This window comes from Trichococcus paludicola (assembly GCF_003052295.1).
Taxonomy (GTDB): domain Bacteria; phylum Bacillota; class Bacilli; order Lactobacillales; family Aerococcaceae; genus Trichococcus; species Trichococcus paludicola.
The window spans coordinates 410476-423301 of the sequence record NZ_QBLC01000002.1; the positions used below are offsets into that span (position 1 = coordinate 410476).

The window sequence follows — 12826 nt, forward strand, 5'->3', positions numbered from 1 at the left end:
CATGTATAGTGGTAATGTTATCGAAAAATTGTAAAGGAACGTGAATGATGAAACTTAAAAAGAAGTTATTGCTTTCCGCGGAAATGATGTCCTTGTTAGTGGTTCTGACAGGCTGCATGCAATATGATGAGAATAAAAACCCAACCGGCTTCATATACGATTATTTGGTGGTACCTACAGGCAATTTGATCGTTATGCTGGCGGAAATGCTTAACGGTAATTATGGACTGGCCATCATCGCCATCACAATCATTGTCCGCTTGGCCATCATGCCCTTGAACTTTAGCCAGATCAAAAAAACGATGGTACAGCAAGAAAAAATGAAGTATATCAAACCAGAATTGGAAGATATCCAATTCCGTCAAAAAAATGCCCAGTCGCCTGAAGAAAAAGCGGCAGTTTCGCAAGAAATGATGGCATTGTACAAAGAAAACAACATCAGCATGACAGGCGGCGTCGGTTGCTTACCGATTCTGATCCAGATGCCGATTTTTACAGCAATGTATCAAGCTGTCAATTTGACGCCGGAAATTTCTGCAAGCACATTCCTTGGCATCAACCTTGGTGTCAGCAGTCCGTTATTGGCAATCCTGGCGGGTGTGGCCTATGTAATCCAAGGCTACGTTTCCACAATCGGCATGCCTCAGGAAACCAAATCACAGATGAAATCGATGATGCTGATGAATCCAATCATGATTCTCATGTTCTCGTGGTCTTCACCAGCAGGGTTGGCCCTTTATTGGCTAGCTGGCGGTATTTTCGCTGCAGCCCAAACTGCGCTTCAAAATCACATGATCAAACCTAAAATCCAGAAACAAGTTGAAGAAGAAATGAAAGATCGGCCGGTCAAGAAGAACGTGAAAATGGCCAAGCCGGCTTCCTCTTCAGCACCTACACAAACGGTAAAAGCTTTGTCCGACAAGAATCAACCAACGGATGGCAAAAAAGGCCGCAACGCGGGCAAACAATCAAAATTTTAATCTCAGCTAACTAAAAAAGCAGGAAGCGGCTCACGTATGAGTTCGCTTCCTGCTTTTTTGTATTTCAGCTTTTTTTCTGATGGTCGTTCCTCTGCCGAGAGGCTATAATTCCTCATCCGGCACATAATTCTTCAGTATCGGCAACTGGATGCGGAAAACAGATCCGTGTCCCAATACGCTTTCGACGGTGATGTCCCCCTTGTAGCCTTCCAACAATTCTTTTGCGATGGACAGACCCAAACCGTTCCCGCCTTTATTCCGCGATCTGGCTTTATCGACGCGGTAAAAACGCGAAAAAATCTTCTGTTGATCTTCCTGGGACATCCCCTCGCCAAAATCTTGGATGGCAATCTGGACATAGGACATGGATTCGGAAATCGAAAGATGGATTTCATGCCGGTCAGTCGAATATTTAACGGCGTTGTCCATCAATATCACCAATATTTGCTCAAAATGGTTGCGGTAGATGTTCACATAGATTTCGCGGTTCAGATCATCATCCAGATTGAACACGAAATCCGGATACAGCATCTTAAAATTATGGAACGTATGCAGCACGACATTCCGGATCGGCGTCACTTCATTTTTATAATGGATTTCGACCTGTTCTGCACGGGAAAGATCCAGCATCTCCTGAACCAAAGTCTTCATTCTCTGGATTTCGGTCAAGGATGCAGCAAGCGATTCATCCAGAATCTGCGGATCTTCCTTGCCCCAACGGTTCAGCAATTTCAGATGCCCCTCGACAATGGCCGTCGGGGTACGGAGTTCGTGCGAAACGTCTTCCACGAATTGCTTTTGCTGGGTGACGTACAGCGCCATCTTATCCAGGAGGCCGTTGATGTGGACAGAAAGGTCGGTGAATTCGTCCTTGCTTTTGGAAATTTTGATGCGGGTCTCCGACAACGTGTCCTCCTCGATCGCATCCATCGTGTCCACCATCTGTTTGATGGGATTGAAGAAGTAAATCGCAATGCCGTAGCCGGCAGCCGCCGACAATACGAGCACGATCGCCGTGACTAACCAGAAATACCGCGTCATCTGGGAAACGATTTTATGATAATCATTCAATCGGAAAACGATCTGGACATACCCCAACAGGAAGGAGTCTTCTTCGCTGAGGATCGGACTGCCGGCGACAAAAGCCTCAAGATCGTTCAGTTTTGTCTCGCGCAAATACGTATCGGGATTTTTGATGAATGTCGTATAGCTTTTCTGCGTCTCGTAGAGCAACTGTCCGTCTGTATCGAATACGCGTATGTTCGCCCCTCTATCCTTGAGATCCTCCAAAAAAGGGTAGTTCCCCACAGACTGGAGGCCCTTCGTCACAGTGGAAACAGAAATTTTCTCGAACATGCTTTCAACGCTGTTGACGGACAGTTTCGTATCGATTTCGGACAGCGCAATCTGGACCGAAGACAGCAGCTTCTCGGCGTCATCTTTTTGTTCGGCGTATTGATAGCCTTTATAGACATTCAGCATCAGCAAGGCAGACAGAAAGTACAGCAGGAAGAAAGCTATACTTAAAAGAAAACCCCATTTCCACCGAATGGACTTGGGATTTCCTCTTTTTTTGGTTGGCATATAATTGATTCTGCGCATAGTATTATGAGCGCATGACGTATCCGGTGCCACGAACCGTTTGGATATAACTTTCTTGGCCGGCTACATCGATTTTATTGCGCAGATATCGGATATATACATCCACTACGTTTGTTTCCACTTCCGTCTTGTATCCCCATACTTTATTCAGCAATACGTCCCTTGAAAGGACAACGTTGATGTTTTCCATCAGGATCAACAATAACTCGTATTCGCGTTTGGTCAATTCGATGTGCTCGTCGCCACGGCGCACGACACGGTTTTCTTTTTCGATCGTCAAATCACGGTAAGTGACTGTCGTCTGCTTCACTTTGCGTTGCTCTTCTTCGATGTCGATACGGCGCAATAAAGCACGCACCCTTGCCAAAAGCTCTTCGATGGCAAATGGTTTCACGATATAGTCATCGGCACCGTGGTCCAAACCGGATACACGATCGATGACGGAGTCGCGGGCTGTCATGATGATGATTGGCGTATCTTTGACCGGACGCAAACGACGGCAAACTTCGATGCCGTTCAATTCAGGAAGCATCAAATCCAAAAGGATGACATCCCAGTCCTGGTTCATGGCAGCTTCAAGGCCGGCTCTGCCGTTGTAACAAATTTCCGTTTCGTAGCCTTCGTGTTTTAATTCAAGCTCAATGAAACGCGCCAGATTTTTTTCATCTTCAATAATCAATATTCTTTGTTTGTCTCTATTTTCCATAGAATTCTCCCCTAATGTCTCATTTGAATAATAACAACATGCCATTACAATTTCATTTTATTTTAACATACTGTCGGGAATTAGTCTTAATTAAATGATCCTGATAGTAAAATGTCATCCGAAGCACGGCTTCGGATGACATAACTGTAGCCCAGAATGGCGCTATATCGCTTTAGTCTTGTGGAACTTCCACTTCTTTATCCCACTCGAAATGATAAGAACCAGCTTTGTCTGTGCGTTCATACGTATGCGCTCCAAAGTAATCGCGTTGCGCTTGGATGATGTTTGCAGGCAAGACAGCTGAACGGTAAGAATCGAAATAAGCTACTGCAGATGAGAATGTCGGTACAGGAACGCCTGCAACCACAGCCGTAGCAACCACTTCACGTACAGCACCCTGGTATTGTTTCGTGATTTCCACGAAGTAGTCGTCCAACAACAAGTTCTGCAGTTCAGGATTCTTCCCGTAAGCATCGGTAATGTTCTGCAGGAATTGCGCACGGATGATGCAGCCCGCACGCCAAATTTTAGCGATTTCGCCATAATTCAGATCCCAATCATTTTCTTCGCTGGCAACGCGCATTTGAGCGAACCCTTGCGCGTAGCTCATGATTTTGCTGAAGTACAGTGCCTTGCGGATACTCTCCACAAATGCTGCTTTATCAAGACCCTCTTTAGCCGTAAAAGCAGGGGCAGTCAGAATTTCGCTGGCAGCGACACGTTCTGTCTTCAAAGCGGAAATGTAACGGGCAAAAACGGATTCGGTGATCAACGGCAACGGAACACCCAAGTCCAACGCACTTTGGGAAGTCCATTTACCCGTGCCTTTATTGCCGGCGCGGTCCAAGATGATCTCGACCATTGGCTTCCCTGTTTCAGGATCGTATTTAGTCAAGATGTCAGCAGTGATGTCGATAAGGAAGCTGTCCAACTCGCCTTTGTTCCATTCGATGAAGACAGCAGCAATTTCTTCCACTGACATGCCAAGGTACTTGTGCATGATGTCATAGGCTTCTGCGATCAATTGCATATCCCCGTACTCAATTCCATTGTGAACCATCTTAACGAAATGGCCGGCGCCACCTTTGCCGATGTATGCTACGCAAGCTTCGCCATCCGGAGCTTTAGCGGAAATCTGTTCCAAAATCGGTGCAACCAGATCATATGCATCGCGTTGTCCGCCCGGCATGATTGAAGGGCCTTTCAGTGCGCCTTCTTCACCACCGGAAACACCAGTTCCGATGAAATTAATGCCTGAGTTTTCCAATTCTTTGCTGCGGCGGATCGTATCTTTGTAGAAAGTATTCCCGCCGTCGATCAGGATATCGCCTTTATCCAAATGAGGCAGCAACGATTGGATCGTTTTGTCGGTTGCCTCCCCAGCTTTTACCATCATCATGATTTTTCTTGGCTTTTCCAAAGAATCAACAAATTCTTCGATTGTATAAGTAGGAACCAGTTTTTTATCTGGATTTTCCGCGATCACTTGCTCGGTCTTTGAACCGGAGCGGTTGAATACAGATACGGAATAACCTCTGCTTTCAATGTTCAATGCTAGATTTTTGCCCATTACGGCCATCCCGACAACGCCAATTTGCTGTTTTGACATAAATAAATTCTCCCTTCATGATAAACACATCATTCTATAATCTTAATCCTAACAAAAATCCGCCTAAATGGAAAGCAAACAATTGAAAATAATGGCTTTCTTTTCCTTCACCTGATTCCCCAACGTTTACTTTTGGATGTTATTGTTGTAAACTATGCCATGTAAAAAACAAAAGGTGGGAATAATGTTGATAAAGAAAACTGGCGCTACCTCTTCAAAATTCAATAAATTCAGCAAATTCGTCATTTGGATCATGTTGCTGGCCATGGTCGGCGGATCGATTCTTTCTGTCTTGTACTCTTTGTTCATAAATATGTAAGAAACAACATTCAAAAAAGGTTCCCGGAATCCACTAGCTGATTCCGGGAACCTTTTTTGAATGACTCAGATACCTTTTTTGACTTTACCGTCCCAGCCGGCATAGCCGCCCTTCAGGATAAAAATATTTTTGTAGCCATTTTTTTTCAAAATTGCTGCGCAGCGTCCGCTCAACATAGAATTTTGATCGTAGAGATAAATCGGTTGATCTTTGCGGATTTCTGGGTAGCGCTGTTTGAAAGCAGAGTAAGCGATATTTCTCGCTCCCAATATGTGGCCCGCATCGAACTCAGTTTTTTCGCGGACATCGATCAATTGTGCTTTACGCAGGTCTTTTCTGAATTCCTCTGCAGTCAGCGTGGTCGCTGCATTCTTTCTTTGGAAATAAAAATAAGCTTGATAAATGGCATATCCGATGATGAATATCCATAATGCGATATTAAAAATATCAATTCCAGTTAAATTCAAATAAATCCATCCTTTCCATACTCTTGCTCTCATATTTTACACTTGTGGAAGGCGCATTGCTACAGTTTTAACGACTTTTTTTCTATTCCGCTAATTGTATCCAATGATTGCGTTCCACATCGTACAGATACTCGTAACGCCTTCCGTAAAGCACATAGGTCGAATCTGGCGATGCCGAAATCGGAGCCATTCGCTCGACTTCAGTCAGCGCCTCTGTAGCGTTTGTGGAAAAGTCGATCTTTGCGAGTTCGAAGATGATGCCATTAACGCTCCCAGTCTCTTGTTTCGGGATGACAGCAAACGTTTCATCTGAGGCAATCCCTTTTGTAAATTCCGGGATGATAAGTCCGTTTCCATCGGTGATGCGCGGCAGGGTAACATAGCCTTGGGTAATCAAAAGCGGATAGTAGGAAATGCCAAGCAGCTCCTCCTCATTGAAATCTGAAGGTGTCACTACCCATACGGATTCGCCTTCAAGTCCGTAAGCGAGTATTTCCTGATCAATGACCGTATCTTTGCCTGGAAACCGGATATCACTCAATACCAATGCAGATGCGCCATCCGTCCCGCTCTTCATGTGGAGATACATATTTTCTGAATACCAAACCGGCATATCCTCTGTATCCGGCACCTCTTTCCATTCTTCATTAGCCAAATCCCAATGGTAATTGATGGGCCTATCCACAGTTTTTTGGACAGAAAGGAACAGCTCCCCTTCGTTTGTCGGATTCCAGGAAACGCTCGTTAAAATCCCTTCCGAATAATGAGAATCAGCCAATGATTTCCCTGTTTTGTCAATCATCATGACGTTATTTCCTTGTTGGGTTGCGATCTGGACCAGAATCCGTTGGCCGTTTGCCGAGAGCGCAACAAAAACAAGCCGGTCTGAAAAAGTCCGGATCAGCTGTTCTTCCCCTGTGAGCAGATCATGGCTGTACAAACCGTATTCTCCATTTGATTCCAACGCGACAAGAATAGTCTTGTCGTCCAACCAACCCACAGCATAAAGGAATTCATCCTTGGAAATAGATGGGAAGTCGCTGCCGGAAGAAAGGCTCGGCTTACTTGCGGCAGGCTGGTCGGGATACGACAAACGTTGTGTACAGGCCGCCAAAATAACCACACTTGAGAGTGAGAGAATGAACCATGCTAGTCCTCTTTTCACCATGCCATCCTCCATCCTCCCGCATTTTCTTTATTCGAAAATATTCAGGTCTTATTTACTGATCTCCGTTAGCGCTAGATACCCTGCTCCAACTATTCCGGCATCATTCCCAAGTGCGGCTAATTTGATATGCGTAGTCTTCTTGACGTTCGGGAATGAGAATTCAGCAAAATAAGTTCTTACTTGCTCCAAAAGGTATTCCCCGGCTGCGGATACACCGCCACCGATGACGATATAAGCCGGATTCAAAAGATTGCCGATATGGCTGCAAGCCAAACCCAGATAATAGGCAGCGCGATCGACTACAAGCACAGCCAATTCATCGTCTTGTTTCGCTAAATCAAAAATCATCTTTGAAGTGATCTCCTGGCCATCGTCGATGATGAATTTGAGCTGCGAGTCACCGGCATATTCTTCCGCATGTTTGCGCGCCAATTTGACGACACCGGTTGCGCTGGCAACAGTCTCCAAACAGCCTTTCTTCCCGCATGTGCAGTCAAATCCGCCTGGTTCTACAGTCATATGGCCGATTTCGCCGCCGGAACCTGCAGTCCCGTGGATCAGATTGCCTTCCGCTATGATTCCACCGCCGACACCTGTGCCAAGTGTCACAAATACGACGTCGCGATCATCCGCACCGGCGCCTCGCCATTTTTCCCCAAGCGCGGCAACGTTTGCATCATTATCAATAAAAATAGGGATCCCGATTTCCCGTTCAATCGCTTCACGCACAGGCTGAGGTGTTTTCCAGTTCAAGTTAAAGGCTCCCTCAACCGTACCCGCTTCACGGTCCACCGCTCCCGGCGATCCCATACCGATGCCTTGAAAGTCATTAGCAGTCAGTTGGTAGAGATCCAGATGGTGTTTGATCGAAGCTATGATATCAGATACGATGTGCGTCCCCTCATCATTTATGTTCGTAGGGATACTCCACTTTTGCTGGATATCCCCTTCTGCTGTTAAGATAGCCAATTTTACTGAAGTGCCGCCTAAATCAATACCGATAAATTTTTTATACACGTCATTTCCTCCAATTGTTCAATTTTTATCTAGTATAACGCAAAACCGGTCCGCATTAAACCCGAATACGCAAAGAATATAGCGCTCACAACATAAATGACCAGAAAAAGAAGCCTAAGACCATTTTGACTTTTGGCAGTGCGCGGCATCGCGATGAACACAGCCGAGAGCGCTCCGCCAAGTGCCCCGCCAAGATGCCCGAAATTATCGACTGCTGAGGAAAAAAAACCGAAGAAGAAATTCAGGAAAATCAGCATCGTAAAATTCCGGGCCATAAGCTGAATCCCAGAATTGTGCGGAAACTGACGTCCCAGAACGATAGCAGCAGCAAACAACCCGAAGAGCGAGGTACTTGCACCAGCGGAAATCGAATCATTGAAGGCGAAACTCATAAGATTCCCCATCAAGCCGCTCAGGAGATAGATCAGTGCAAAACGCAAAGAGCCATAGAGACTTTCCATCTGCGTGCCCAAATAATACAGGGTGATGCTGTTCACCAGAATGTGCGTGAAGCCTATATGGATGAACATCGGCGCAATCAAACGCCACCATTCCCCTTGCGCGATGGCTGGGTTGAATTTGGCGCCGAACAGGATAAGCGTCAGTACATTGGTGCTTCCCCCGTTCAGGGTCATCAGTAGGAAAATCACGATCTGAATGGCCAAGAACAAGTGTGTTACAGAGAATTGATCCGGTAAATAGGATCTTTTGGTATTATATGCCCGCATCGTGACACTCCCTTCCATTATTATCCTATTTTATACTAGAATACTGTTGTCAACAACTTTTGGACTGGCACATCAAATGCTTCAATTTCCCAATGCGGATCCTTGAACAATTGGAATGGGAACAGCACCGACAAGGTGTGCCCTCTGTATGCAGCCAGATAGCGATCATAGTAGCCGCCACCAAACCCGACGCGGTACCCCGTTTCAGAAAAAGCCAATCCAGGAACAAGCAGCAGATCGATTGCTTCAGGCGGAACCGGGTTGCTCTTATCGACAGGTTCCAGGATGCCGAACTTGCTCTTCGCCATGGCTGTATCCGGCAAGTATTCATGAAAAGTCATTACGCGGTTCTTGCCGGAATAGGGAACGACCATCCGCTTTCCTTCTTGAAGCCCTTTTTGGATGATTTTATGCGTATCGATTTCCGGAAAATTCGACCAGGTGACTCCGATCGTCTTTGAAGCACGCCACTCGTCGCTGCTGCAGACTGCCGTTGTCAGTTCTTGCTCCATCCGGATGCGTTCTTGGGACGGCAAACTTCTCAATTTCCCCAGCATCTCTTTTCTTATTTGTTCTTTCATCCTAATCCCTCCTTAAGCAGTCGGTCGCAAGCCATTTTCCCTCTATAAAACATCCTTCCGGATAAAATAAAAAAACAACAGGATATCCTGTTGTCGTTTTAATTATTTTGTTTCACGATGCAAAGTCACGCGTCTTTCACGTGGACAATATTTTTTCACTTCAAGACGGTCCGGGTTGTTACGTTTGTTTTTCTTTGATAAGTAATTACGTTCTTTACACTCCGTACATTCCAATGTAATATTTAACCGCATATTCTTCCCTCCAAACATAAAAAAATTGAAGATCGAATCATCTTCTGCGTTTCTCATTGTATCACTTATAGAAAAATTATGCCACTATTTTTTGAACAAGTTCTGTACAAGTCCACTTTTTTTGAGCTTTAAGCTAATAAAATCCCAGATTAGGTTGCAGAAACACCCGAATTTCATTAGAATGTTATCAGGCGTCAAAAAGAAGAATTGAGGTGACAAAGATGGAACAATGGACCATCGTGATTGTCTTACTGACAATCGCAATCATATTGCTGTTTGCATCATTTTTCGTAAAAGATAATGATCGCAAATTCGCTGATGAGATGAGTGAATACACATTACAATTAACGGAGGAAATCCATGAATTGAAGCAACGACTCATCGCTGTAGAAGAGGAATTGGGAAAAGAAGTACCCGTCTCCGAAGATTCGCAGACCGTCAAAAAAGTACACAATTTGACTAAGCAGCATATCATCACTTTGTATACTAGCGGAAGAACGTTTGATGAGATTGCAGAGCAACTGTCCGTCCCTATCACCACCGTGCAACTCGTTGTCGATAACTACATAGAGCAATCAATCGTATAGAGGAGAAAATAAAGTGAACAAACAAAAGCTTCGTTTTATATCCATCGGTTTTTTGTTGTCTGCCGTTCTGTTGGCCGGCTTCCAGCTTTTTTATCCGGAAGCACTCCCTGGCAGCACCTTCAACGGAGAAGCAAATGCCGATTCAACGGATTATCAAGAGAAATATGAAAGTACTGCGGCGGAATTGGAATTGCAGAAGCAACTGAATGAAGCTGCAACAAGCATCACACCTGTTGACGAAGCTGCAGTGGCCTCCAGTGCCCCAGCCGAAACAGCAAGCGTGGTCGAAAGTTCAGCTGTCCCTGCCGCAAATGTACCCGTCACATTCGTCATCACTTCCGGACAACCGACTTCCGTTGTCATCGACAATCTGGTTAGTGCGGGACTCATTACGGATCGGGCAGTCTTTGAACAGTATCTGAATGACCGGAATCTTGTCATGAAGATCAATATCGGAGAGTACCAATTATCCCAGGACATGGGCTATGAAGTCATCGCCGATATGATTACACTGGAATAATACCCCGCCGTTCAACAAAGAAGGAGCCGGAACAAGGATGTTGCAATCCTTGTTCCGGCTCCTTCTTTTTGTTTATTTGACGGTCGTCAGTCGTTTGTCTCTTCTGAGCTGACTGGTTATTCCGCTGCCGTTGCGTAATCCCCAGTGTTGAAATAAGCATCAAAGACCTTTTTGGCTATCGGTGTAGCCCGACCCGTTTCCGATTTGAGATAAGGGACCACAACGGTTACGGTAATTTCTGGATTGTCGAAGGGTGCATAGCCGACAAAGGTGGAGTTGAAGACACTCTCACCCTTCAGATTCTCATTGTTCCCGTCATAGAAGGCCTCCGCCGTACCTGTCTTGGCGGCAACGTTATTCGCGTCCTTCCCGAATGTCGAATAGGCCGTTCCGTTCGCGCTGTGGGTCACTTGATAAAACCCTTGTTGGACACGTTCCATCGCTTCAACGCCGACATCGACCTGATTCATTACTTTTGTCTCTAGAGTCGTTTCCAAAGCCCCCAGCGATCCGTTCGCATCCGTGCTGCGAATTTCCGAAACCAGTTGCGGCGCGTACCGGGTGCCGCCATTAGCAATGGTATTGATGTATTGCGACAATTGCAGGGTCGTGTACAGATCGTACTGTCCGAATGATTGGTCGACTACGTTAACTGCCGCCTGATCGAATCCGGTCAGTCCGCTGCCTTCGTTCGGCAGGTCGATCCCCGTCTTCACACCCAAGCCGAACTGGGCAAAGTAGCTGCGCAGCTCGTCGATCAGATCTGCGGAAATATTCAAGGTGCCTCCCGATTCATAGCTGGATTGTCCCCCCATCAGCATCGCCAATTTGACCATGTAAATATTCGATGAGCGGGCTAACGCTTCGATGTCGTTGATGGCCACTTGGCTGCCGATGGACGGGTTGAAAACTGACTTTTTCAGATTGGACCCTTGGAATTGCAAAGGTTCATCGACGAGGACATTGTTGTCCGTGCTGATGACACCGCTCATGTATCCGGTCAGCACCATCGCACCTTTCACAGCCGAACCCATCCCGTAACTGGAATTGATGACGCCCAATGCATCATCCACAATTTCGTTGGATGTCGAGCGTTGCTTCCCGGTCATGCCCAGGATCTCTCCTGTATTCGGATCCGATGCCACTATGTACACCCGGTCGTTATAGGAATCGACATTGCTGTTCAGGAACTCGGTAGCAATCTGTTCAATTTCCTTTTGAAAATCGATATCGATGGTCAGAACCAGGTTATCACCGGCTTTCCCTTCGTAGGATTCCTCCCGCGTCACAACCTCACCAGATTGATCCGTGATCGTTTCCCATTGTGATTTCGTGCCTGAGAGCACCGATTCGTATTCTTGCTCCAAGTAGGAGTTTCCGACGCGGTCGTTCCTGGCGTACCCTTTTGCCAAATAGGTGGCGACTTGGTCGCTCGGCAAACCGATCTTCTCGCTGGTCACTCCACCCAATATACTCTTCAGCAAGTCGGATTCTGGGTAGATCCTGACCCAATCCGTCGCAACATCCACACCGGACAGACCGGACAGATTTTCGCTCACCTGAGCCAGTTCTTCATTCGAAACATCCTTATTTTTGATGCTTGTTGTCGACAGGGCATACGCGCTGTTCATCCGCTTAAAGATTGCGGCAATTTCTTTTTGTTCATCAGAATAAGCGATGTCTTCCGCCGTTATTTTCGCTAGCTCCACTTCATACAATTCGGAACCCGGCAACAGCTTTTCATCATCCGACAGACGCTTTAACATGACTTCATTGTTTACAGCCATCCAATAATCCTTCAGATCACGCTCCGTCAGTTCTTCAATGCTGACGTTTATCAAACCCGCCAATGAAGAGGCAACCTTTGCCATTTCCTCGGCTGTCGTGTTTGCTCCTCTGGTGTAAGTTATGGAATGCTGTGGTTCATTGCCCACAAGTATGGTGCCATCTCTGTCATATATCAAACCGCGCGGCACTGATTCCGTGACAAGTGTCGTTTCCGTACGTTTCACGATGGCTTCGAATTCATCTCCGCGAACGATCTGCAGGTATCCCAACCGGAATATCACTGCGGAAAACAGCGAGAACACGATAAAAAAGAGCAGGTTCAAGCGAAACGGGATATGCGATTTTCTCTTCCTTTTGCTTTGGGTATTATCTTCCAATTTTACACCTTCCTAAAACCATAGTTCGACAACCTATTATAGCAAAAAAAGCATGCATTACAAACGAAGCAACAAATTTTTAACATGTATCCTTGCTGGATATGCCAAGACGCGTTCGGATTCTT

Annotated in this window: 14 protein-coding genes; 4 read left to right on the plus strand and 10 right to left on the minus strand. The window is 46.0% G+C overall.

The annotated features are described in order from the left end of the window. The first annotated feature begins 44 nt into the window (after positions 1-44). Entirely contained in the window at positions 45-980 is a 936-nt protein-coding gene (gene yidC / locus C7R56_RS04685) for a membrane protein insertase YidC (protein WP_234402576.1), read from the plus strand. Positions 981-1082: 102 nt separating this feature from the next. On the opposite strand, the gene C7R56_RS04690 is transcribed toward yidC, so the two are convergent. The 3 genes from C7R56_RS04690 to gndA all read right to left on the minus strand — a co-directional run bounded on the left by C7R56_RS04690 (position 1083) and on the right by gndA (position 4897). Further along, entirely contained in the window at positions 1083-2462 is a 1380-nt protein-coding gene (locus tag C7R56_RS04690) for a HAMP domain-containing sensor histidine kinase (protein WP_159072157.1), read from the minus strand. A gap of 124 nt (positions 2463-2586) precedes the next feature. Continuing rightward, positions 2587-3288, minus strand: a complete 702-nt coding sequence (locus C7R56_RS04695; protein ID WP_068560548.1) for a response regulator transcription factor — start codon at positions 3286-3288, stop codon at positions 2587-2589. A 172-nt stretch (positions 3289-3460) separates the two neighbouring features. Then, entirely contained in the window at positions 3461-4897 is a 1437-nt protein-coding gene (gndA, locus tag C7R56_RS04700; protein ID WP_107995418.1) for an NADP-dependent phosphogluconate dehydrogenase, read from the minus strand. 184 nt (positions 4898-5081) lie between these two features. Here gndA and C7R56_RS04705 point away from each other — a divergent pair, with 184 nt between their 5' ends. Further along, positions 5082-5216, plus strand: coding sequence for a DUF4044 domain-containing protein (locus tag C7R56_RS04705; protein WP_107995419.1), 135 nt, complete (start codon positions 5082-5084; stop codon positions 5214-5216). A 65-nt stretch (positions 5217-5281) separates the two neighbouring features. On the opposite strand, the gene C7R56_RS04710 is transcribed toward C7R56_RS04705, so the two are convergent. From C7R56_RS04710 to rpmG, 6 genes are all read right to left on the minus strand, one after another. Continuing rightward, positions 5282-5716, minus strand: a complete 435-nt coding sequence (locus tag C7R56_RS04710) for a rhodanese-like domain-containing protein (protein WP_107995420.1) — start codon at positions 5714-5716, stop codon at positions 5282-5284. A 49-nt stretch (positions 5717-5765) separates the two neighbouring features. Further along, positions 5766-6851 (minus strand): YqgU-like beta propeller domain-containing protein, encoded by a 1086-nt coding sequence (locus C7R56_RS04715; RefSeq protein WP_159072158.1) that lies wholly within the window; start codon positions 6849-6851, stop codon positions 5766-5768. A 48-nt stretch (positions 6852-6899) separates the two neighbouring features. Further along, positions 6900-7868, minus strand: coding sequence for an ROK family glucokinase (locus C7R56_RS04720; protein WP_107995422.1), 969 nt, complete (start codon positions 7866-7868; stop codon positions 6900-6902). 29 nt (positions 7869-7897) lie between these two features. Next, positions 7898-8596: a rhomboid family intramembrane serine protease gene (locus C7R56_RS04725; protein ID WP_107995423.1), complete on the minus strand. Its 699-nt coding sequence runs from the start codon at positions 8594-8596 to the stop codon at positions 7898-7900. A 35-nt stretch (positions 8597-8631) separates the two neighbouring features. Continuing rightward, the gene (locus C7R56_RS04730) at positions 8632-9177 is read right to left on the minus strand and encodes a 5-formyltetrahydrofolate cyclo-ligase (protein ID WP_107995424.1); all 546 of its coding nucleotides are present in this window, start codon (positions 9175-9177) and stop codon (positions 8632-8634) included. Positions 9178-9279: 102 nt separating this feature from the next. Then, entirely contained in the window at positions 9280-9429 is a 150-nt protein-coding gene (gene rpmG / locus C7R56_RS04735; RefSeq protein WP_068560829.1) for a 50S ribosomal protein L33, read from the minus strand. Positions 9430-9650: 221 nt separating this feature from the next. Here rpmG and C7R56_RS04740 point away from each other — a divergent pair, with 221 nt between their 5' ends. Continuing rightward, complete coding sequence (locus C7R56_RS04740) at positions 9651-10016, plus strand: DUF6115 domain-containing protein (RefSeq protein WP_086941608.1); 366 nt, start codon at positions 9651-9653, stop codon at positions 10014-10016. A 13-nt stretch (positions 10017-10029) separates the two neighbouring features. Further along, a complete protein-coding gene (locus C7R56_RS04745) occupies positions 10030-10536 on the plus strand; it encodes a hypothetical protein (protein ID WP_107995425.1) in 507 nt (168 codons plus the stop codon). Positions 10537-10652: 116 nt separating this feature from the next. Here C7R56_RS04745 and C7R56_RS04750 read toward each other — a convergent pair whose 3' ends face one another. Continuing rightward, on the minus strand, positions 10653-12701 hold the full coding sequence (locus tag C7R56_RS04750) for a peptidoglycan D,D-transpeptidase FtsI family protein (protein WP_107995426.1): 2049 nt from the start codon (positions 12699-12701) through the stop codon (positions 10653-10655). Between the last annotated feature and the right edge of the window lie 125 nt (positions 12702-12826).